Source organism: Cupriavidus sp. CP313 (genome assembly GCF_054072015.1).
Map to the genome: position 1 here is coordinate 189,164 of NZ_JBSVZB010000008.1, position 22,623 is coordinate 211,786.

Genomic DNA, 22,623 nt, shown 5'->3' on the forward strand with positions numbered 1-22,623 from the left:
CATCGACGGCGAGGGTCTTACTTGTACTTGGCGTTGGCCTTCTGCACGAAGGCGTTGGTGTAGGTCTCTTCCAGCTTGATCGGCTTGCCCTTGAGCTCGGCGTCGAACTGGCCCAGCGCGTTGAACGCGGTGCGCGGGCCGTCGGCCGGCATGGTGCCGTCCGGCGAGATCGCTTCCTTGACCTTTTCCCACGCGGCCAGGTACAGCGCGCGGTCACCCAGCAGGTAGCTTTCCGGCACGGTCTTGACGATATCGGACGGCCCCGCCTTCTGCAGCCACTTGAGCGCGCGCACCATGGCATTGGTCAGCGCCTGCGTGGTGTTGGGGTTCTGCTGGATAAACGCCTGCGAGGCATACAGGCAGCCCGACGGCATGTTGCCGCCGAACACCGCCTGGGTGTCCTTGAGCGTGCGGGTATCCGAGGCGATGCGCACTTCGTTCTTCTGCGTCAGCATCGACACCACCGGGTCCAGGTTGGCCATGGCATCGATCTGGCCCGAACGCATCGCCGCCACCGCGCCGGCGCTGGCGCCCACGCCGATGAACGACACGTCGGACGGCTTCAGGCCGGCCTTGGCCAGCACGAAGTTGGCCATCATGTTGGTCGACGAACCCGGCGCGGTCACGCCGATCTTCTTGCCCTTCAGGTCGGCGATCGACTTGAAGTTGGGCATGGTCTTGTTCGACACCACCAGCACGATCTGCGGGGCGCGGCCCTGCAGCACGAATTCCTGGTAGCGCTGGCCCTTGGCCTGCAGGTTGATGGTGTGCTCGTAGGCGCCCGAGACCACGTCGGCGCTGCCGCCCACCACGGCCTGCAGCGCCTTGGCGCCGCCGGCGAAGTCGACGATCTCGACGTCCAGCCCTTCTTCCTTGAAGTAGCCGAGGCGCTCGGCGATGGTCAGCGGCAGGTAATAGAACAGGTTCTTGCCGCCCACCGCAATGGTGACCTTGGTCTTCTCCGGCTTGCCCTGCGCCTGCGCATAGCCGAAGGTGAACCAGCCGGCGAGGAACAGCGCCAGCGCGATCAGGAATTGCTTCCAGAATTTCTTGTTATACATGCGAGATCTCCTACCCGTGTGGACTGGCGCTGCGGCAACGTGCGCTCGAAGGGGGCGCGCCGCGGTGCGGCAAATTGCGATGCTACCGGACGGTGCGATGCACCGCATCGGTATCAACACCTAGCAAACCCGCCAGCTTAGCGCCCTTACCTTTCGATCACCTTGCCTCAGCCCTCGCCATCATTCCGCGTGGATGTCGGCGGACTTGATCACCTTGGCCCAGCGTGCGAGTTCCGCCTTCTGGTACTGCGCCAGTTGCTGCGGGTTCATGTACCTGGCCTCGGCGCCCAGGTCCTCGGCCTTCTTGCGGAAGGCTTCGGTGCGCATGATCTTGTCGATTTCGCCGGTCAGCTTGTCGATCACCGGCTTGGGCGTGCCGGCCGGTGCGTACATCGCAAACCACGACGACACGTCCAGGTCGGGGTAGCCGGCCTCGGGCGCCGACGGCACGTCCTTCAGGCTGGGCAGGCGGGTCTTGCTGGTCACCACCAGCGGACGCAGCTTGCCGGCGGCGATATGGGCCATCAGCGGCGGCGGCGTGGTGATGGTCAGGTCCACCGAGCCGCCCAGCAGGTCGGTCATGGCCGGGCCGGTGCCCTTGTAGGGCACGTGCGTGATTTTCGTGCCGGCCATCTGGTTCAGCAGCTCGGTCGATACGTGCTGCAGCGAGCCGTTGCCCGACGAGGCGTAGTTGAGCTTGTCCGGATTGGCCTTGGCGTAGGCCACCAGTTCCTTCAGCGACTTGACCGGCAGGCTCGGGCGCACCACCAGCACCTGCGGCGCCGACAAGATGTTGGCCACCGGCGCAAAGTCCTTGACCGGGTCCCATGACAGGTTCTTGACCAGCAGCGGCGTGATCACGTGGAAGCCCGAGTACTGCAGCATCAGCGTGTAGCCGTCCGGCTTGGCCCGCGCCACCAGTTGCGCGGCGATGCTGCCGTTGCCGCCGGGACGGTTGTCCACCACCACCGGCTGGCCGAGCGCCTTGGACAGCGGTTCCGCAATCATGCGCGCCGCGATGTCGGTGGTGCCACCGGCCGCGGCCGATACCACCAGCGTCACCGGACGGGTGGGATAGGTACCGTCCTGCGCCATGGCGACGGGCGCGAACCATGCCACACCGAGTGCCGCCAGCGTGGCGGCTACGGCCTTGCGCCGTGCGGGCATGGTGGACTTGTGTTGAAGGGCTTGCTTCATGAGGGTCTCCGTTATCTCTTGGATGTGTTGTTCTTGTCTGGGTGCCAGGCTATGCCTGCTCGGCGAAATGCTCTGCCATCCAGGCCGGCGGCTGGTGCGTGCGCAGGCGCGGGCCGGCGCTCAGCAGCTGGCTGTGGATGTCGCGCCCGACCAGCGCCGGCATGCCGGCCACCACGTCGAGCAGCGCGCCCAGGTCGACGCCGGTCTCGACGCCCATGCAGTCGAACATGTGGACCAGGTCTTCGGTGCTGACGTTGCCGCTGGCACCGGGGGCGTAAGGGCAGCCGCCCAGACCGCCGGCGGCCGCGTCGAAGCGCGTCACGCCGGTCTGCCAGGCAGCCAGGGCATTGGCCAGGCCCATGCCGCGGGTGTTGTGCAGGTGGATGGTCAGGCCGGTATCGGGCAGCGCGGCCTGGAAGGCCTCGCACAGCGCCGCAACCTGGTTCGGGTAGGCCATGCCGGTGGTGTCGCACAGCGTGATGCCGGCCGCGCCGGCCTCGGCGAAGCGGGTGGCCAGTGCCATCACCGCGGCGCTATCGACCTCGCCCTCGAAGGGACAGCCGAACACGGTCGACAGCGAAAGGTTGACCGGCACCCCGGCGCCGCGCGCCGCCTCGATCATCGCCAGCAATTGCGCTTGCGACTGCTGGCGCGTCATGCGCAGGTTGGCGCGGTTGTGCGTCTCACTGGCCGACATCACCAGGTTGACCTCATCCGGCTGGCACGACAGCGCACGCTCCAGCCCGCGCAGGTTGGGCACCAGCGCGGTATAGCGCACGCCCGGGTGGCGCTGCATGCGGTGCATCAGTGCCTCGGCATCGGCCAGCGCGGGGATGGCGCGGGCCGAGGTGAAAGAGGTGGCCTCAATACGGGCAAAGCCGCAGGCCGACAGCGCGTCGAGGAAAGCGACCTTGGCGTCGGTCGGCACCACCACCGGCTCGATCTGCAGGCCGTCGCGCGGCGCGACTTCATTGATCTCGACGCGGGCGGGACCGCGCAGGTTGGTGGCGGCGCTCATGCGATCACCTTGCGCGCGCGCAGGTCGGCGATGGCGGCGTCATCGAAGCCTGCCTGCTTCAGCACCGCATCGGTATGCTCGCCGAGCGCCGGCGCGCGGTCATGGATGGCGCCGGGGCTGGCCGACAGCTTGGGCACCACGCCCGGCACTTCCACCGTCAGGCCGCCGGCCGAGGTCACCGACTCGATCACGCCACGGGCGCGGTAGTGCGGGTCTTCGGCGATGTCCTTGACGGTATAGATGCGGCCAGACGGCACCTGGGCGTCGCGCAGCAGCGCCAGCGCCGATTCCACGGTCTGCGTGCGGGTCCAGGCGGCAATGGCGGCATCGATCTCGTCGACGCGCTGCACGCGGCCGTCGTTGCGTTCCAGCGCGGGATCGTCCGCCAGGTCGGCGCGGCCGATGGCCAGCATCATGCGCTTGAAGATGGCGTCGCCATTGGCCGCCACCAGCACGTATTCGCCGCTGGCGCAGGGATAGGCGTTGGACGGCGCGATCCCCGGCAGCGCGCCGCCAGCGGGCTGGCGCACCGCGCCGAAGGCCGAGTATTCCGGCAGCAGGCTTTCGCTCAGGTTGAACAGCGACTCGTACAGCGCCACGTCGATGACCTGGCCTTCGCCGCCGCGCGCGTCGCGCTGGTACAGCGCCAGCAGCACGCCCATGGCGCCGTGCAGGCCGGCGATGGTGTCGCCCAGCGACAGGCCGGCGCGCACCGGCGCGCGGCCGGGCTCGCCGGTCAGGTGGCGCAGGCCCGCCATGGCTTCGGCCACGGCGGCAAAGCCAGGTTCATCCTTCTTCGGGCCGGTCTGGCCGTAGCCCGACACGCGCAGCATGATCAGGCGCGGGTTGTCGGCATGCAGCACATCCCAGCCCAGGCCCCACTTCTCCATGGTGCCGGGGCGGAAGTTCTCGATCAGCACGTCGGCCTCGGCGGCCAGCTTGCGCACCAGTGCCTGGCCTTCCGGCTGGCGCAGGTCGATGCAGATCGACTCCTTGTTGCGCGACTGCGCCTCCCACCAGACCGAGGTGCCTTCATGCAGCATGCGCCATTTGCGCAGCGGGTCGCCCTGCCCCGGCGGCTCCACCTTGATGATGTGGGCGCCAAAGTCGGCCAGGGTCTTGGCGGCAAAGGGGCCGGCGATGAGTTGTCCGAGTTCGAGGACGCGAATGCCCTCGAGGATCTGATGCGCCATGGGGTGTCTCCGTGCGATGCGGCTGTCTTGTTGCAGTGCGGCAAGGCCAATGACTGGCGTGCCATACATTGCGTTCGGACGGAGTGTGCCCCAGCAGGGTGCCTGCCAGGAATCGGCAATCGGAGAAGCGGGCTTTCTCGGAACGCGAAAGGCCCTGGGAAACCCCTAGGAAGCGCGCGTCAGAACGGCGCCCGGTCCCCGCACAGGTGGGTGATCAGCAAGCGCGCGGAGACGGTCAGCCCGGCCGGGTCGCGCAGCCCGATCAGCAGCGAGCGGCGCGCCCAGGCGTCCTGCAGCGACACCAGCGACAGCCCCATCGACTTGACGTGCGGCTCGGCCGCGATGCGCGGCAGCACCCCCACGCCCAGGCCGGCCATCACCATGCGGCACATGGCATCGAAGCTGCGCACCTGGATGCGCAGCCGGAACGGCCGGTCCAGCCGGCTGCTCTCTTCCAGCAGGCGCGCGGCCAGTGAGGTTTCCTGCGGCAGGCTGACGAAGTCGTATTCCAGCGTATCGGCGTAGCGCACCGGGCCGCGCGCGGCCAGCGGATGGTTGGGCGGCGTGATGATGACCAGCTCGTCCTGCCGGTACTCGATCGTCATCAGCCCGGCCGCGGGGGTGCGGTCGGCAAAGATGCCCACGTCGGCGCGGTTCTCGATCAGCGCGGCGACGATGTCGCGGCTGTTCTGCTCTTCCAGCTCGATGCGGATGGTGGGATGGCGCTGCATGAACGACGCCAGGTCGTCGGGCAGGAACTGCGTGATCGCCGAGGTGTTGGCGCACACCCGCACCTGCCCGCGCACACCCGAGGCGTAGTCCGACATCACGCCGGCCATGCGTTCGACGTCCTGCAGGATGGTCAGCGCATGGTGAAAGCAGGCCTGGCCGGCCTCGGTCAGCTGCACGCCGGCGGCATGGCGGAAGAACAGCGGCGCGCCGACCGCGGTTTCCAGGTCGGAGATGCGCTTGCTGGCGGCGGCCACGGCCAGGTGCGACTGGCGCGCGCCGGCCGAGATGCTGCCCTGCCGGGCCACGGCGACGAACAAGCCAAGCGTGACGAGATCGAAGCGGGCCAGGTTCATGGGGCAGGCAGGTAAGCGGAGGAATCCGGTGATCGGCGCGCGGGCGCGTTGGCGTTCCAGCCCCGCGCGATCAGGCTCAGAGGTTGCGGCGGTCCATCACCGCGCGCGCGATGGTGCCGGCATCGACGTATTCCAGCTCGCCGCCCACCGGCACGCCGCGCGCCAGGCGCGACACCTTGAGGCCGCGCGCCTTGAGCATCTCGCCGATATAGTGCGCGGTGGCCTCGCCTTCGCTGGTGAAGTTGGTGGCGACGATGACTTCGCCGACCGGGCCGCCCAGCTCAGGCTCGGTGGCGCGCGCGAGCAGCCGGTCAAGATGGATCTCGCGCGGGCCGATGCCGTCCAGCGGCGAGAGCCGGCCCATCAGCACGAAGTACTTGCCGCGGTAGGTCAGGGTCTGCTCGATCATGACCTGGTCGGCCGGGGTTTCCACCACGCACAGCAGCGAGGCGTCGCGGCGGTCGTCCAGGCAGGTCGCGCAGATCTCCTGCTCGGTGAAGGTGTTGCAGCGCTGGCAATGGCGGATATGGTCCGCCGCGCCGCGCAGTGCATCGCCCAGCTTGCGCGCGCCCTCGCGGTCGTGCTGCAGCAGGTGGTAGGCCATGCGCTGGGCGGACTTGGGCCCGACGCCGGGCAGCACCCGCAGTGCTTCGACCAGTGCCTGCAGCGAGGTCGGGGACGATGCCTTCACAGTGGCGTTCAGAACGGCAGCTTGAAGCCCGGGGGCAGCGGCAGGCCCGAGGTCATCGAGCCCATCTTTTCCTGCGAGGTGGCTTCGGCCTTGCGCACGGCATCATTGAAGGCGGCGGCGACCAGGTCTTCCAGCAGGTCCTTGTCTTCGCCCTCGGCCAGCAGGCTGGGGTCGATGGTGACGCGCTTGACGTCGTTCTTGCAGGTCATGACCACCTTGACGAGACCGGCGCCGGACTGGCCCTCGACCTCGATCAGGGCCAGCTGCTCCTGCATCTTCTTCATGTTTTCCTGCATCTGCTGGGCTTGCTTCATCAGCCCGGCGAGTTGACCTTTCATCATGATGGAATGCTCCTGGATTCGGTAAGAAATTCGGTGAAGTAAATTCGGTAAAGCAAACGCAGGCCGCGGATCAGGCAGCGCGCGGCTGGATCGAGCCCGGCACGATCTGGCCGCCAAAATCGCGCAGCAGGCCCTGTACAAAGGGATCGGCCTCGATCACGGCCTCGGCCTGGCGCTGGCGCTCGGCGCGGGCCTCGGCATCGGCGGCCGCCGCGGTGACCGAAACCCCGCCCACTTCGCAGACCACGCGCACCGGCTCGCCGAAGTGGTCGCACAGCGCCTGCTGCAGCCGCTCGGCCACGCCGTTCTCGCCCAGGGCCGCGACCGGGATGCGCAGGTGGAAGGTGCGCCCGACCACCTGTGTCAGTTCGCTCTGGTAGGCCAGCTGCTGCGCCAGGCCCTTCAATGGCAGGCCGGCGGCCAGCACCGGCCATTCGCCGGTGAAGGCCGGCGGAGTGCCATCCTCGCCCGCGGCAGGCGGGCGCGGGGCGACGAATCTGGCGGACTCTGCCGGCGCCGCGGCCGGCTGCACGGCAGCGGCTTCGCGGGCTGGCTCGGCCTCGCGCGCGGGCGCCCTGGCCGGCCGGGCGGCGCCGTTGCGCGGCGCGGCGGCACGCGATGCCGGTTCGTTGAAACCGTTGTCGCTGTAGCCAGGATCGCTGTCATAGGGGCCGATGACCGGCAGGTCAGGCGGCAGTTCCTCCCACGGCGGCACGTCGCTGCCACCCGCCATTTCCCACGGCGGCACGGATGCCGGCTCGGGCTGGCGCGCCGCGGGCCTTGCCGCCGCTGCTGGCGACTGCGCGGGCGGCTTCGCAACCGGTGCCGGCGCTGCCGGCGGGCGGCTCACGGCTGCCGCGCCGGGTGCGCGCAAAGGTTGGGCCGGCGGGCGCTGCGCGGCAGCCGGCGCTGCCGGCATGGCCGGCGGCGGCGCCTTGCGGCCGCCGCCGCGGGCGGCGGAACCCTGGCGGGCAGCAGCCAGCGCCGCGGCCGCGGGCGACATGGCCCCGTTGCCGGTGGCCGCGGCCGGGCGCGCTGGCGCGGCTTCAGGGGATGCAGCAACTGTGGCAGGCGCTGCAGCAGGTTCGGCCACGGGCGCGGGCTGTACCGCCCGTGCGGGGGGCGCAGCGGCAGGCGCCGGTGCCGCCGCAGTTCCGGCCTTGGCCTGCGCGGCGGCGTTGACAGCAGCCGTCGCATAGCGGGTATCAACGGGCTGGGCGGCTTCAAGCGCAGCAACGCCGCGCTGGCGCACAGGTGCGGCACCACCGCCCTGCGCCGTCGTCGGCTCCGGCGCCGACGACGGCCGGAACGCCAGCATGCGCAGCAGCGTCATGGTGAAGCCGGCGTACTCGTCCGGCGCCAGCGCCAGCTCGCTGCGGCCGAGGTTGGCGATCTGGTAGAACAGCTGCACTTCCTGCGCGTCGAACACGCCGGCCAGGCGCCGCACCTCGTCGGCTTCGGGCCATTCGTCCTGCACCGAGGCCGGCACAGCCTGCGCCAGCGCCACCTTGTGCAGCAGCGAGCCCAGGTCCTGCAGCGCGCCGGCAAACGACAGGCTGCGGTCGGCCATGGCATCGGCAATCGCCAGCATGGCGGCGCCGTCTTCGGCGGCCAGCGCATCGAGCAACTGCACCAGGTAGCCCTGGTCGATCGCGCCCAGCATGCCGCGCACCGCGTCTTCCGACACCTGGCCCGCACTGTAGGCGATGGCCTGGTCGGTCAGCGACAGCGCGTCGCGCATCGAGCCGTGCGCGGCCTGGGCCAGCAGCCGCAGCGCGTTGCCGTCGTGGGCAATGCCTTCCTGCGCCAGGATATGGTCCAGGTGCGAGACGATATGCCCCGGCGGCATCTGCTTCAGGTTGAACTGCAGGCAGCGCGACAGCACCGTGACCGGGATCTTCTGCGGGTCGGTGGTGGCGAGGATGAACTTGACGTGCCCGGGCGGCTCTTCCAGCGTCTTCAGCATGGCGTTGAAGGCGTGGTTGGTCAGCATGTGCACTTCGTCGATCATGTAGACCTTGAAGCGCCCGGAGGTCGGGGCGTAGACCGCCTTGTCGAGCAGCTGCGCCATCTCGTCGACGCCGCGGTTGGAGGCGGCGTCCATCTCGATGTAGTCGACGAAGCGGCCGCTGTCGATCTCGGTGCAGGCCTTGCACACCCCGCACGGCTGCGCGGTGATGCCGCCGTTGCCGTCAGGGCCGGTGCAGTTCAGGGCCTTGGCCAGGATCCGCGACAGCGTGGTCTTGCCGACCCCGCGCGTGCCGGTGAACAGGTAGGCATGGTGCAGCCGCTGCTGTTCCAGCGCGTGCGTGAGCGCGCGGACCACGTGCTCCTGGCCGACCAGCGTGGTGAAATCCCTGGGGCGCCATTTGCGCGCTAGAACTTGATAACTCATGGCGGCGATTGTAGCAAAAGGCGGCCCGCCTCCGGCCGCCGCCGCCCCGGGCTTGCGGTCTTTATCTGCCCCGCGCGGCGCGGGCCGGCCCTGGCGGCCGCAACCCGCCCGCGGCGGGACTCAGCCGCACTCGCCCACGTAGCCGCAATTGGCGCACTTGGCGCAGCCGTCGACCTTGTGCAGGGCGTGCGCGCCACACTCCGGGCACGGCTTGCCGGTGCCGACACCGGGGGTGCCAGGGGCTCTGACCTGGCTGGCGAGATCCGCCCCGGCGTCCAGCGCCTGCCCCCCGCCCTCGCGCTGGGCCAGCCTGGCGGCCAGCGCCGCTACCGGCACCTGGCCGCCCTCGGCATCCAGGAAGCCGCGCTTGATCAGGATGCGCTGCAGCGCGTAGCTGAGCGCGGCCACTTCGGAGTCATGGAAGCGCGGCACCTCGGTACCGTCCTGGCGCACCAGCGTGCCGTAGCGCACCGTGCCCTTGTCCCACACCACGTTGCGCATGTCCGCCAGCGCCTTGGCGACTGAGCCGCCCGAGCGCGCCACCATCGACAACAGCCGCATGGTCGAGGTGATCCACTGCTGGCCCTCGCTGCGCTGTCCCGCCGGCATGAAGAACTCCACCGGGCGCTCGATCTCCACCGGCTTGCCATCGGCCACGCCGGCGACGCGCATGAAGTTGACGGTCAGGTAGACGGTCTTGTGGCCTTCGTAGGTCAGGTATTCGACCTTGGACGTCACCCCCTCCAGGTCGCCCACCGGCCGGCTGCCGAAGGGGCGCACCAGCGGATTGTCGTCGGCCACGGCAGCGGGCATGGCCGCCGCCGGGGCCTCTACTGACAGAACGGCCCCCAGCACCGAATTGGGGCGATAGGTCGCCAACCCCTTCAGGCCGGCTTTCCAGGCCTCCAGGTACAGGTTGCGGAAGGCTTCGTACGGGTAGTCCTCCGGCACGTTGACGGTCTTGCTGATACTGGTGTCGATATAGGGCTGCACCGCTTCCAGCATCCGCATATGGTCCAGCGCCGACATCTGCAGCGCGGTGACGAAGGCATCCGGCAACTGGGCCATGTCGGCCCCCATGTGACGGTAAAGCCGCCAGGCATGGTCCGCCACCTCGAAGCTGCGATAGCTGTTGTCCGGCATCCGCTTCTTGCGGTTGTAGGTCCACGAGAAGGCCGGCTCGATGCCGTTGGAGGCATTGTCGGCAAAGGCCAGCGTGATGGTGCCGGTGGGTGCGATGGACAGCAGGTGCGAGTTGCGCAACCCATTGCGCGCAATGGCATCGCGCAAGCGTTCGGGCAGCCGGCCGGCAAACCCGCTCTGCAGGTAGACATTGGCATCGAACAAGGGGAAGGCACCCTTCTCCACCGCCAGTTCGGTCGACGCCAGGTAGGCATCGTCGCGCATGCGTTCCGAGATCCGCGCCGCCAGTTGCCGCGCCGGCTCGGTGTCATAGCGCAGGCCCAGCATCACCAGCGCGCTGCCCAGCCCCAGGTAGCCCAGCCCGACGCGGCGCTTGGCGTGGGCCTCGGCCTGTTGTTCGGGCAACGGCCAGAAGGTCACGTCGAGCACGTTGTCGAGCATGCGCGTGGCCACGCGCACCACTTCGGCAAAGGCATCGAAATCGAACGCAGCCTGCGGCGAGAACGGCTGGCGCACGAAGCGCGTCAGGTTGATCGAGCCCAGGCAGCAGCAGCCATAGGACGGCAGCGGCTGCTCGGCGCAGGGGTTGGTGGCCTCGATGCGCTCGCAGTAATAAAGGTTGTTGTCGGCGTTGATCTGCGACAGGAACAGGATGCCCGGCTCGGCATGGTCGTAGGTGGCCTGCATGACCTGGTCCCACAGGTTGCGCGCCGGCACGCGCCGGTACACCCACTGGCCGTCGTCGCGGCGATAGGCGCCCGCGGCGATCATGTCGGCGCCTGGCTCGGCCTCATGCACCAGTTCGACCTCGCCGTCGGCCTGCACTGCCTGCATGAAGGCGTCAGTCACGCCGATGGAGATATTGAAGTTGCTGAGGTCGCCTTTGTCCTTGGCGTGGATAAAGCTCTCGATATCGGGATGGTCGCAGCGCAGCACGCCCATCTGCGCGCCGCGGCGGGCGCCGGCGGATTCCACCGTGGCGCAGGATGCGTCGAACACCCTCATGAACGACACCGGCCCCGAGGCGCGCGAGTGCGTGGCCCGCACCAGCGCGCCGGCGGGGCGGATCGCCGAGAAGTCATAGCCCACGCCGCCGCCGCGGCGCATGGTTTCGGCGGCCTGCGCCACCGCCGTGTAGATGCTGGGGCGGCCCTCGCGCGGCTCCGACACCGAATCGCCCACCGGCTGCACGAAGCAGTTGATCAGCGTGGCCTGGATGCCGGTGCCCGCCGCCGAATTGATGCGCCCGGCCGGCACGAAGCCGTTTTCCTGCGCCCACAGGAAGCGCGCGCTCCAGGCCTCGCGCTGGTCCTCGGGTTCGGCCTGCGCCAGCGCGCGCGCCACGCGTTGCCTGACCTCGGCAATGCTGCGCTCTTCGCCCTTGGCGTATTTCTCGATCAGGACTTCGGTGGAGATTTCCTGCGGCGCCAGGGCGCCGCGAATGATCTGGTCGTTTGCGTTCATGTATTGGCTCACCACGGTCTGGGACGGTGAATGGTCGGGCCGCCGCGGCCCGCGTTGCCTGCGCCAGATCAAGCCGACGCATTTGCCGCGGGCAATGACCCACCATTGCAAAGGGCATTCAACGCAATTTCTCCGCGGTATCGCGGTCTGGGGTACAATGCCGCTCGGACGGGCCTCCTCGCATGGTGGCGCGGTCAACCTGGTCAGGTCGGGAACGAAGCAGCCACAGCCGTTTTCCGCCAGTGCCGAGGGTCAGGCTCGTCCACCTCACACCCCCTCCTGCTGTACCCCTCCCGCTATATCCGCCCGCACGCACGAGTCGCTTGCAGCGCAGTCCCTGTCACTTTAGTACAGCCGGGTCGCGATCGCGCGCGCCGCACACCCCATTTTGCGCCGATTCTGGCACCCTGTCCGGGTGCCACGCCAGCCGTCAGAACAGCGAGCCCTGCTGCGGCATTGGCGACACCGGCGGCGCCAGGCGCTCGGCGGGAATCCATTCGCCGTCCGCAGTGGCCACGCCGGCCTCGATACGCTTGCCCGGGAACATCGGCGCAATCGCGGCCGCATAGCGGCCCAGCTGCGCGCGGTAGGCGGCATGCTCCTGCGGCAAGAGCCGCAGCTTGTAGTCGACGATCACCACGCGGTCGTCGAATTCCACCAGCCGGTCGATACGCAGCAGCCTGCCGCGCGCATCATAGAGTTCGACTTCATTGCGCGCGCTGCGGGCGTCCCCTGCCCCCAGCAACGGCGCCAGCGCCGGCGCGCGCAGCATCGCAGCCACCGCCTCCAGCGCTTCTGCCACCTGTTGCCGCCACGCCTGCCGTGCCGGCCCGGGGTGCGCGCCCGTCAGCGGGAACCAGCGCAATACGGTGTCGATCCCCGGCACGCCGGCAAAGGCTTCGGGATAGCGCGTCAGGCGTTCCAGCAAGGCATGCACCAGCTCGCCGTGGCGGGCGGCCGCGGCGTTGAAGACGATGCCGTCGGACTCGTCTTCAGCTTCCGCCTCGCCCTCTTCTTCAAACGCGATCCCCTGCCGCGCATCCACTGCATCGCGATAGCGCAGCCGGAAGTCGGTAAAGCGCACCGGCTCACTCAGGCGCGCGGGCATCGGGGCCTGGTCCTGCGCATCGGCCAGCTCGCCCGGATAGGCCGGCACCATCTCGCCGACGCATGCGGCCTGCAGCCGCACATACCAGCTGCCGGCGATCTCGGCATTGCCCTCGCCCGAACCGCTGCGGCTGGCACGGCCCTTGACCCCGCTGACCAGCAGGCCCTGCTGCGCGCGCGTCATGGCCACGTACAGCAGGTTCCAGTTCTCGCGCTCGCCCAGCGCCACCTCCGCCTCGAACAACGGCGCACGCGCCAGCCCGCGCTCGCTGCGCTTGCCGTAGGCCGAGAAATGCCGAGGCACCGGCGACGACGGCGGCCAGTCGACCAGGATGCCGCCCCGGTCCGCGGCCGGCTCACTGTGGTTGGCATCGAGCAGCACCACGAACGGCGCCTCCAGGCCCTTGGCCGCATGCACGGTCAGGATATGGACCGCGTCGAGGCCGGCAAACGCCGGATCGTCCTCGGCCGGCTCCACGTCTTCGGCGCTCTCGCCCATGCCGCCTTCGTCGGGACTTTCGCCCTCGTCGCCGCGGCGGATTTCCTGCAGCTCGTCGATAAACTTCGGCAGGCTCGGATAGCGCCCGCCGTCGAGGTCCAGCGACAGCTTCAGGAAGGCATCGAGATTGGCCAGCACCTGTTCGCGGATATCCGGCGGCGCGGCCTCGGCATAGCGGCGCCGCACTTCGCCGCCGTGGAAGATCTGGTCGATCAGGTCATGCACCGGCTGGTGCGGCGCGACGCGCAGCCACTGGCGCAACCGCTGCACGCCTTCGCGCAGCGCATCGGATACGTGCTCGGGCAGGCCGCCTGACTCGATGCGCGCCCACCAACTGCCCTCGCCTTCGATCCGGGCCAGCGCCAGCAGGTCGTCGTCAGTCGCCCCCACCAGCGGGCTCTTCAGTACGTGCGCGAGATCCAGGTCCGATTCCGGCGTCATCAGGAACGCCAGCAACGCCGACAGGTCCAGCGCCTCAAGCGTGGCCAGCAGGCCGCCGCGGCGCGGGCTCAGGCACGGGATGCCGGCTTCGCGCAGCGCACGCTCATAGTCAGCCAGATGGGTCTTGCGGCGCACCAGCAGATGCATGTCGCTCCAGCGCGCGGGGCGCTGCTCGCCGCCTTCATGGACCGGCACGGTGTCGCGCACCAGGCGCAGCCACGCGGCCACGCGCCGGCCTTCTTCCAGGCGCAGCGAGTCGCCGGCCTGCCGGCGTGGCTGCAGCAGCGTGTCGCGATGGGCCGAGGCGGCTTGCGCCGGTTCGTCCTCGGCGGCGCCGTCCACGGCTTCAGTGGCCTTGTCGTCGGCCTTGTCCTCGGGCTCCACCAGCGGCAGCAGCCAGACCGGTCCGTTGCCGCCGGCCAGTGCCGTGGTCTGGGTCGCGTACAGCGGATAGCGGCCCTCGGCGCGCGCGCTGTCGAACACGGCGTTGACCCAGTCCAGCACTTCGGCACGATTGCGCCGGGTGCGGTTGGTGCGCAGCACGGTGGCGCCGAACGCATCGCGCAGCATCTCGCCGGCCGCGCCGAACAGCCGTGCATCGGCGCGCCGGAAACGGTAGATCGACTGCTTGGGATCGCCCACCAGGAACACCGTCGGCCGCTCGCCCAGGCCCGCATAGCCGGCCAGCCAGCCCTGCAGGATGCGCCACTGCAGCGGGTTGGTGTCCTGGAACTCGTCGAGCAGCAGATGGCGGTAACGCGCGTCGAGCCGCACCTGCAGGTAGGTGGCGGTCTCTTCGTCCGACATCAGGCGCGCGGCCTGCCATTCCAGGTCGGCGAAGTCCATCGCGCGCTGCTCGTCCTTGTGCCGCTGGTAGCGCGTCAGCAAGGCATCGCCGATGCAGAACAGCGCGCGGTTGATCGCCAGCACCGCGGCTTCGCAGCAACGCGCGCTGATGTCGTCAAGCATGGCGCAGATCGAGGCATGCTCGTCCAGCAACGCATCGACCATGCCTTCGCCGCCGACGGCCTTGACCAGCGCCGCGGTGCGCCGCAGCGAACGCGGGCCGCCGGTGGTGGTGAAGAACGCGGCGCGCAACTGCGCGAACACCCGTTCGGCGGGCTTGCCGGGCGCCGCGCCGGCTTCGCGCCATGCGGTGATCGCCATCAGCGCATCGGTGATGCGGGCGGCGTGGGTCTGCTCGGTCTTGCCGGCCGCGCCCAGGCGCAGCGCCAGCGACTCGCAGGCATCGCGCCAGCCTTCGTCGGCCAGCGCCTGCAGCAGCACGTCGCCCTGGGCGTCTTCGCCCAGGCAGTCGGACAGGGCCTGCAGCGGGTCGCCGCCCTCCTGCATCGCCGACCATTCGCTGCGGGCATGGAACATCGCGTCGAGCAGCGCGCGTGCCTGGAAGTCGCCCACGGTATCGACCAGCGTTTCCCACGCGGCGCGCAGCTCGGTGTATTGCTCCGTAGCCAGCGCGCGCCAGACCGGGGCCCAGGCTTCGCGCTTCATGCGCAGCGCATCTTCGCGCAGCGCCGCGCCCGGCACGATGCCCGAGGCCAGCGGTGCGCCGCGCAGCAGCGTGCCGAACCAGCCGTGGAAGGTGTCGATGGCCATGCGCCCGGGCGCGGCCAGCACCTGTGCATGCAGGCGCCGCGCACGCGGCAGCGCCTCGCGCGCGGCGTCCGGCGTCAGGCCACGCTGCACCAGCGCGGCGATCACGTCGTCGTCGCTGTCGCGCGACAGTTGCGCCAGCACCTCCAGCAGGCGGTCGCGCATTTCTTCGGCGGCCTTGCGCGTGAAGGTGATGGCCAGGATCTCGTGCGGCGCGGCGCCGGCCAGCAAAAGGCGCACCAGCCGTGCCACCAGCAGCCAGGTCTTGCCGCTGCCGGCACAGGCCTCGACCACCACCGAGCGCGCGGGATCGCAGGCGGCGCGCGTGAACTCGGCCTCGGAGACGGGCTCCCCGTCGCGCTGGTAAGGCTGGACGTGGTGCGGGTCGTGGGGCGTCATGATGTCAGCGCCGGCACGGCGGTGGATTCCCAGAAGCCCTTGCGGCACAGGCCGCGGGCGGTGCAATACAGGCAGGCGGAGGCATCGCCGAAGGCCGGCAGCCTGGCGCCCTGGCGCAGGCGCACGACGTCGTCGCGCATCTGCCGTTCCAGCCAGATGACGGCGGCTTCAAAATCGGGCAGGCCGACTTCGCGCTGCGCCGCCGGTGCGCCCTCGCGCGCGCCTTCGAGCGATACCCAACTGCCCGCTGCCGCATCGGCGCGCAGCAGGCCGTAGAACGGCAGCTGGCAGTCTTCCTCGACCTCGGCCAGCTTGCGCTTGAGGCGGGTGGCGCTCTGCGTCTTGTAGTCGAGCACGGCATGCGCCCCGCCCGGGCCCTGGTCAAGCCGGTCGATGCGCCCGGTCAGGCGCAGCGGCTGGCCGTCGGGCATCGGCAGGTCGATGCCGGCGTCGAGCTCGCCGCCGCGCCAGAACCAGCCCTCGGCCTCGCGCGCGGATTGCCAGGCGACGTACGACGGCATCACCTCGCGCCAGCGCCGGTAGTAGGCAATGGCATTGCCATCCTCGGCCATCAGCGCGCCGAACACATCGTCGGAAATCTCAGCCAGGCGGGCCAGGCGCTGGTCTTCCGCCAGCGCCTCGCCGCGCTCGCGCCGCGCCTGCAGGTCCTTGTGGTAGCGCAGCAGCACGTGGTGCAGGTGTTCGCCGATCTCGCGTTTTTCCAGCTCGTCGCTGACTGTCTCCAGCCCGGCCAGGCCCAGCATGCGGCCGGCGAAGAACTGGTAGGGGCAGCGGCGCAGCATGTTGTAGGCCTGCGCGCTCCAGCGCACGGGCACCAGCGCGGGCTCTGCCGCCGGCGCCGGCATGCCCTGCGGATCGGCAAAGGTCTCGTGCGCCTGCGGTGCGGCGGCGGCTTCGATGCTGACGCCCGCGCGCGCGCAGCATGCCGCCATCCGCTCGATCCAGCCCGACACATGATGCGGCTCGCCGCGGCTGCCGTAGCGTTGCCAGGTCAGCACCACGTCGTCGTTGTTCAGCAGCACCTCGGCCAGGTCGCGCGCCTGTTGCGCAAAGCGGGCCTCGCGGTCTTCCAGGTCCAGCTCGCGCCGCATCTGGTTGGAGAAGAACATCAGCTCGGCGGCGCTGGACGGCAGTTGCGCGTCATCGCAGCCGACGATCACCACGCCCTCGAAGCGGCGCATGCGCGCGCCGTTCAGCGGCAGGATGGTGATGCGCGCCGGGCCGCTGGCCGAGGGCTCCTTGTAGGCGACCGATTCCAGCAGCGCCGACAGCATCGCGCGGAACTCGCCCTGCGACAGCGTGGCATGGCCGCCGGTCTCGTCCAGCGGCAACTCCTGCAGCCGCGCCAGTGCATCAAGCAGCTGGCTGCCGGCATCGTCCGCGGCCAGCGCAGCGCGCATGCCGAGGCCGTCGAGCATGCCGTCGAGCCGTTCCAGCCAGGTTGCCAGCGGATGCTGCGCCAGGCCGCGCGGCCAGCGCGCGGCTTCGTCGGCGAGCACGGCGATGAGCGCGTGCGCGGCGCGGCGCGGCGCTTCGGCGGCATCCTCATCGTCCGCGGCAGCTTGCTGCGCGGCGGTCGGTGCACTACCGAACAGCTGGCGCAGGCGCGCCCAGCCGCCGGTGATGCCCTCGCGCCGCACCTGGCGCTCCAGCAGCGCGATGGCCATGCCGCGCCCGGCAACCTCCGGCAGGCAGAACGGGCTCTTGAGCAGGTCCAGCAGCGCGGCGGTGTCGCCGTCGCGCACCAGCAGGTCGAACCAGCGCATCAGCGCGGCGGCCGCGCGCGTGGTGGAAAGCTTCCAGCCGGTCTCGTCGCGCACCGGTGCGCCGGCGCGCGCCAGCAAGGCGCGGGCGCGCCGCGCCACCACGCGGTCGTGCGCGACCAGCGCCACCTGGCGGCGGCCTTCATTGAGCCACTGCACCAGCTGCGCGGCTGCCGCGGCGGCTTCATCCTCGAAGCGCGCGCTGCCGACCACGCGGATCGCCGGACGCTGCGGCGGCAGCGCAGGCATGGCCGGCGGGGGGGCGACGGCTTCGGCATCGTCGGCGATCCTTGCCTCCGGCCACAGTGCCAGCAGGGTCTGGTACCAGTCAGCATCGGTTTCGCCCTGCCCGGTCCAGTCATAGCCGACCTGCAGCACCGGCACCAGCTCGGCGGCATCGCGCAGGAACGCGGCTTCAAGCGGCGTGGGCGGGGTCGGGGCAATCCAGATCACCGGGCCGCGCAGCTGCTGCGACAGCTCGCGCAAGGCGCGGCGCCGCGCCGGCAGCGGATCGTCCGGCCCGGACAGCGCCTGCCAGAATGCCAGCACGATGCGCGCCTCTTCGCCGAGGAAGCGCTCAGACAGATGCGAATAGGTCCGTTCCAGCGCGCCCTGCAGCAGGCCGGCGCGATCGTCGCCGTCGATCTCGTCGTCGTCGCGGATGGCCGCGTCTTCGAGCCAGCGCGCGTTGAGCTCGTCGCAGATCGACAGCAGCGTCTGCGACAGGCCCCACGCGGCGGTTTCGTTCTGGGCGCCGAAGGCGCGGCGCAGCCAGTCCTGCCCGCGCACCGCCTGCTGCACGGCCAGCAGGCGCGCGGCCGGGCTGCGCACCGGGGCGCCCTCGGGCGGCAGGTCGAGCAGCCAGTGGCCCAGCGTCAGCACGCGCGGCAGCAGCCGCGGGCGGCCCGCCGCGCGCGCGGCGGCGTCCAGTGCCTGGCGCACGCCCGGGATCTGCGCGGCGGTGGGCACGACCACGTGCGCGCCCGCCTCCGGCGCGCCGCAGCGGTCGAGGAAATACCAGGCAGCAGTGGCCGCCTGGTCGAGGAAATCAGGGCCAGGGCGAAAACGTAGCGACGTCATGGGCGCGTGGGGCGCAGCCCGGAAAGGCTGCGCGAACTGCGTCGGTCGGCGAAAGCGTCAGGATGCAACGGAAACAATACGGGCGCCGCCGGCCTGAGCGGCTGGCGGCAAGTGTGATGCGGGACAGGCGGAACCGGCTCAGTCCGAACCGCTTTCCAGCCGGGCGCGGATCTCGCGCGCGGTCTCGAGCAGGCCCTCATAGCCGGAGCGCGCATGCTCGGGCAGGTCCGGGTCGCCCACCAGGGCACCGAGGGTCTCGATGATGCTGTAGACCAGGCCGCGTGCGGCGCCGCTGGCGATGCTGTTGGTCTCCACGGCGCTGCTGATATGGTCCAGCGCATCGCTCAGGTGGTCCACGTCCGGCGCCTGGCCGGGCTCGGGCTGCGAAGGCTTGCGGGGATCGGTGTTCATGTCGATGACCTAGTCAGTGGCGCAGGATGCAGGATTGGCCCGCTGGCGCCGCCCGCGAACCGCTTTCTATTCTACGCGCACGCCACACGCAACCGGCACCGCGACGCACGCATAAGTGCATTCTATGACACACCCTTTCGCGTGCCGCAAGCGATTGCCCGAATCTCTCGGCGCCATAGAAAATAAGCATTTCAATGAATCCCCCGATTGCAGCAGAATCATTTCCGTGCCGGCGGTCTTTCGAGCGTTTGCCAGGCCGGTCTTGAAAATCGGCAAACTGGTAACATATCGGCAGCACCGGGCGCGGCAGCGGCCCCCACAGCCTGTTTGCGGGCTGCGGAGGCTGCCCGACGGGTCCGCGCAATCTCGTGTAAGGTAACGGTTCGGCCCTCCGAAGTCTCCAGCCTTCAACATAAACAGAGCGAAACCAGAGGTTTTCCGCCATGAGCGAACAAATCAAGTATGTGAGCGACGCCTCCTTCGACGCTGACGTCCTCCAGTCCGACAAACCCGTCCTGCTCGACTTCTGGGCGGAATGGTGCGGCCCCTGCAAGATGATCGCGCCGATCCTGGACGAAGTCGCCAAGGACTACGGCGACAAGCTGCAGATCGCCAAGATCAATGTCGATGAAAACCAGCAGGTGCCGGCCAAGTTCGGCATCCGCGGTATCCCGACGCTGATCCTGTTCAAGAACGGCGCGGTCGCGGCCCAGAAGGTCGGCGCGCTGTCCAAGTCGCAACTGACCGCCTTCCTCGACGGCAACCTGTAAGCTGCGCGCCGGGACCTGACCCACGGTCCCGGTTTTGTCACGATCCGACGTGCGTGCGCCACATCCTGGCGCACCGGTCGGATTGTGCTAAGATGCCACCAACAACTCCCCGAGCGTTCGCTCATTTCCCCCCTTCCCTTTAGGTCTCGCCCGTCCGGGCCCATCTGTACCCCTCGTCTATGCACCTGACAGAACTCAAATCGCTTCACGTGTCTGCGCTTCTCGAAATGGCGGCTACGCTCGAGATCGACAACGCACAACGGATGCGCAAACAGGAACTGATGTTTGCGATCCTGAAGAAGCGCGCCAAGATGGGCGAAACCATCTTTGGAGACGGCACGCTGGAGGTGCTGCCCGACGGCTTCGGCTTCCTGCGCTCGCCCGAAACCTCGTATCTGGCCAGCACGGATGACATCTACATCAGCCCGTCCCAGATCCGCCGCTTCAACCTGCACACCGGCGATTCGATCGAGGGTGAAGTGCGTACGCCCAAGGACGGCGAACGCTACTTTGCACTGGTCAAGGTGGACAAGGTCAACGGGCAGCCGCCCGAAGCGGTCAAGAACCGCATCATGTTCGAGAACCTGACGCCGCTGCACCCGAACCGGCCGCTCACGCTCGAACGCGATATCAAGGCTGAAGAAAACATCACCGGCCGCATCATCGACATGATCGCGCCGATCGGCCGCGGCCAGCGTGCGCTGCTAGTGGCATCGCCCAAGTCCGGCAAGACCGTGATGCTGCAGCACATCGCCCACGCGATTGCCAACAACCATCCGGAAGCGGACCTGTTCGTGCTGCTGATCGACGAGCGCCCGGAAGAAGTGACCGAGATGATGCGCTCGGTGCGCGGCGAAGTGGTTGCGTCGACCTTCGACGAACCGGCTATCCGTCACGTCCAGGTTGCCGAAATGGTGATCGAGAAGGCCAAGCGCCTGGTCGAACTGAAGCGCGACGTGGTGATCCTGCTGGACTCCATCACCCGCCTGGCGCGTGCCTACAACACCGTGGTGCCGGCCTCGGGCAAGGTGCTGACCGGTGGTGTGGACGCCAACGCGCTGCAGCGCCCGAAGCGCTTCTTCGGTGCTGCGCGCAACCTGGAAGAAGGCGGTTCGCTGACCATCATCGCCACCGCGCTGATCGAAACCGGCAGCCGCATGGACGACGTGATCTATGAAGAGTTCAAGGGCACCGGCAACATGGAAGTGCACCTGGAACGCCGCCTGGCCGAGAAGCGCGTCTACCCGTCGATCAACCTGAACAAGTCGGGCACGCGCCGCGAAGAGCTGCTGATCAAGCCGGAAATCCTGCAGAAGATCTGGATCCTGCGCAAGTTCATCTCCGACATGGATGAAGTGCAGGCGATGGAATTCATTATGGACAAGATGAAGGCCACGAAGAACAACGCCGAGTTTTTCGATATGATGCGCAGAGGCGGCTGAGCCCTCGCTGCAGCATCGCCGCAAGGCGGACAGGAAGGCGTGCCACGGCACGCCTTTTTTGTTGCCCGACCTTTTGTTGCCGGACCATTTCACAGCGCACGGCGCTACGCCCATGCTCGGCAAACTGACCTCATTCCTGCGCACCCGCTCGCGGGCCCGCAAGCTGGAGCACTACGCCATCCCCGATGCGCTGTGGGCGCGCACGGTCGCCACGCTGCCGTTCGTGCAGCGCTACGGCAGCGAAGACCTGGCGGCCCTGCGCGAGCTGGCCACGCTGTTCATCGCCGAAAAGGAATATTCCACCGCGCACGACCTGCCGCTGGCCGACGACATGGTGGCCAGCGTTGCCGTGCAGGCCTGCGTGCCGATCCTGAAGCTGGGGCTGCCGTGGTACCGGGGCTGGCACGGCATCGTGCTCTACCCAGGCGAGTTCATCATCCGCCGGACCGTGCAGGATGAGATCGGCCTGGTGCACGGCGTGGTCGAGGAAGCCAGCGGCGAGGCCTGGGAGCACGGGCCGGTGATCCTGTCCTGGCCCGACGTGCACACCCCCGGGGCCGGCATCGGCAGCGACCACGAACTGCCGGCCGACACCTACAATGTGGTCATCCACGAATTTGCCCACAAGCTCGACATGCTCAACGGCGAGCCCGACGGCGTGCCGCCCTTCTCGCGCGTGCTGCACCCGGACATCGACGCGGAAGCCTGGGCCGAGACCTTCCTGACTGAGTACGACCGCTTTGCCGAGGCCTGGGACGCGCGCAACGAGGCCGACTGGGAGCACCCGGAGCGGCTGCCGCCGGCGCTGCGCATCATCGACCCATACGGGACCGAGGCGCCGAGCGAGTTCTTTGCCGTGACGTCAGAGGCATTTTTTGTCGAACCAACCGGGCTTGCGCGGCACTGGCCGGTTGTATACCAGTCGCTGGCCGCTTTCTATCGCCAGGACCCGGCCTCCATGTGATGTTTTTGCCGTATTCCTACGCAACACTTTCTGTGCCGCGCGTGACGCAGCCTCTTCCCCAAGTATTTGTTTTTCTGCCATAATCCCGGTTTGCCCGTTACCGGCAAGTGGTTCGTTCGTCGCCGCGCCATGCAAGCTCTCGCCCTCGGCAGAGAACAGCGGATTGCAACGGACTGGCTACCCAACCAGAAAGGACTCATCATGAAAGAAGGCATTCACCCGAATTACCGCGAAGTCGTGTTCCAGGACATGTCCAGCGACTTCAGCTTCATCACGCGCTCGACCATCCAGACCAAGGACAAGATCGTGAAGGACGGCAAGGAATATCCGCTGGCCAAGATCGAAGTCTCGTCGGAATCGCACCCGTTCTACACCGGCACCCAGAAGATCATGGACACGGCCGGCCGCGTGGAAAAATTCCGCCAGAAGTTCGGCAACAAGCTGGGCAAGGCTGCGAAGTAATCGCTTTCAGCGAACCCCGCTTCGCAAGGCCTGCGGACAGATGCTCCGGGGCCTGTGCGAAA

General features: G+C 68.8%; 16 protein-coding genes and 1 other RNA gene. 5 read left to right on the forward strand and 12 right to left on the reverse strand.

Going from position 1 to position 22,623, the window contains the following annotated elements:
- Nucleotides 1–17: 17 nt before the first annotated feature.
- The 9 genes from ACW4E8_RS14315 to ACW4E8_RS14355 form a co-directional block, all read right to left on the reverse strand.
- Nucleotides 18–1,061, reverse strand: coding sequence for an ABC transporter substrate-binding protein (locus tag ACW4E8_RS14315; protein WP_456805095.1), 1,044 nt, complete (start codon nt 1,059–1,061; stop codon nt 18–20).
- A gap of 180 nt (nt 1,062–1,241) precedes the next feature.
- Nucleotides 1,242–2,258 carry a Bug family tripartite tricarboxylate transporter substrate binding protein gene (locus ACW4E8_RS14320; protein WP_456805096.1) on the reverse strand — a complete coding sequence of 339 codons (1,017 nt, stop codon included), beginning with the start codon at nt 2,256–2,258 and terminating at the stop codon, nt 1,242–1,244.
- Nucleotides 2,259–2,307: 49 nt separating this feature from the next.
- On the reverse strand, nt 2,308–3,276 hold the full coding sequence (locus ACW4E8_RS14325; RefSeq protein WP_456805097.1) for a hydroxymethylglutaryl-CoA lyase: 969 nt from the start codon (nt 3,274–3,276) through the stop codon (nt 2,308–2,310).
- The gene (locus tag ACW4E8_RS14330; RefSeq protein WP_456805098.1) at nt 3,273–4,469 is read right to left on the reverse strand and encodes a CaiB/BaiF CoA transferase family protein; all 1,197 of its coding nucleotides are present in this window, start codon (nt 4,467–4,469) and stop codon (nt 3,273–3,275) included. The genes ACW4E8_RS14325 and ACW4E8_RS14330 overlap by 4 nt, the downstream gene beginning before the upstream one ends.
- Nucleotides 4,470–4,648: 179 nt before the next feature.
- Nucleotides 4,649–5,554 (reverse strand): LysR family transcriptional regulator, encoded by a 906-nt coding sequence (locus tag ACW4E8_RS14335; RefSeq protein ID WP_340519885.1) that lies wholly within the window; start codon nt 5,552–5,554, stop codon nt 4,649–4,651.
- A gap of 76 nt (nt 5,555–5,630) precedes the next feature.
- A complete protein-coding gene (recR, locus tag ACW4E8_RS14340) occupies nt 5,631–6,245 on the reverse strand; it encodes a recombination mediator RecR (protein WP_013957242.1) in 615 nt (204 codons plus the stop codon).
- 8 nt (nt 6,246–6,253) lie between these two features.
- Nucleotides 6,254–6,586 (reverse strand): YbaB/EbfC family nucleoid-associated protein, encoded by a 333-nt coding sequence (locus ACW4E8_RS14345; RefSeq protein WP_013957243.1) that lies wholly within the window; start codon nt 6,584–6,586, stop codon nt 6,254–6,256.
- Nucleotides 6,587–6,656: 70 nt separating this feature from the next.
- Nucleotides 6,657–8,981 carry a DNA polymerase III subunit gamma/tau gene (locus ACW4E8_RS14350; protein WP_456805099.1) on the reverse strand — a complete coding sequence of 775 codons (2,325 nt, stop codon included), beginning with the start codon at nt 8,979–8,981 and terminating at the stop codon, nt 6,657–6,659.
- Nucleotides 8,982–9,101: 120 nt separating this feature from the next.
- Nucleotides 9,102–11,588: an adenosylcobalamin-dependent ribonucleoside-diphosphate reductase gene (locus ACW4E8_RS14355; RefSeq protein WP_456805100.1), complete on the reverse strand. Its 2,487-nt coding sequence runs from the start codon at nt 11,586–11,588 to the stop codon at nt 9,102–9,104.
- A 167-nt stretch (nt 11,589–11,755) separates the two neighbouring features.
- On the opposite strand from ACW4E8_RS14355, the gene ffs reads away from it, so the two are divergent.
- Nucleotides 11,756–11,854, forward strand: an RNA gene (ffs, locus tag ACW4E8_RS14360) — signal recognition particle sRNA small type.
- Nucleotides 11,855–12,018: 164 nt separating this feature from the next.
- Here the strand turns inward: ffs and ACW4E8_RS14365 are convergent.
- The 3 genes from ACW4E8_RS14365 to ACW4E8_RS14375 form a co-directional block, all read right to left on the reverse strand.
- Entirely contained in the window at nt 12,019–15,648 is a 3,630-nt protein-coding gene (locus tag ACW4E8_RS14365; protein WP_456805101.1) for a UvrD-helicase domain-containing protein, read from the reverse strand.
- On the reverse strand, nt 15,645–18,512 hold the full coding sequence (locus ACW4E8_RS14370; protein ID WP_456805102.1) for a PD-(D/E)XK nuclease family protein: 2,868 nt from the start codon (nt 18,510–18,512) through the stop codon (nt 15,645–15,647). Before ACW4E8_RS14370 ends, ACW4E8_RS14365 begins: the two co-directional genes overlap by 4 nt.
- 138 nt (nt 18,513–18,650) lie before the next feature.
- Complete coding sequence (locus tag ACW4E8_RS14375; RefSeq protein WP_456805103.1) at nt 18,651–18,923, reverse strand: hypothetical protein; 273 nt, start codon at nt 18,921–18,923, stop codon at nt 18,651–18,653.
- Between the two features lie 443 nt (nt 18,924–19,366).
- Here ACW4E8_RS14375 and trxA point away from each other — a divergent pair, with 443 nt between their 5' ends.
- The 4 genes from trxA (at nt 19,367) to ACW4E8_RS14395 (ending at nt 22,561) form a co-directional block, all read left to right on the forward strand.
- Nucleotides 19,367–19,693, forward strand: a complete 327-nt coding sequence (gene trxA / locus ACW4E8_RS14380) for a thioredoxin TrxA (protein ID WP_010814265.1) — start codon at nt 19,367–19,369, stop codon at nt 19,691–19,693.
- A 179-nt stretch (nt 19,694–19,872) separates the two neighbouring features.
- Nucleotides 19,873–21,135 (forward strand): transcription termination factor Rho, encoded by a 1,263-nt coding sequence (rho, locus tag ACW4E8_RS14385; RefSeq protein WP_010814266.1) that lies wholly within the window; start codon nt 19,873–19,875, stop codon nt 21,133–21,135.
- Nucleotides 21,136–21,247: 112 nt separating this feature from the next.
- Nucleotides 21,248–22,099 (forward strand): M90 family metallopeptidase, encoded by an 852-nt coding sequence (locus ACW4E8_RS14390; protein ID WP_456805104.1) that lies wholly within the window; start codon nt 21,248–21,250, stop codon nt 22,097–22,099.
- 201 nt (nt 22,100–22,300) lie between these two features.
- Nucleotides 22,301–22,561, forward strand: a complete 261-nt coding sequence (locus tag ACW4E8_RS14395; protein ID WP_010814268.1) for a type B 50S ribosomal protein L31 — start codon at nt 22,301–22,303, stop codon at nt 22,559–22,561.
- Nucleotides 22,562–22,623 lie beyond the last annotated feature (62 nt).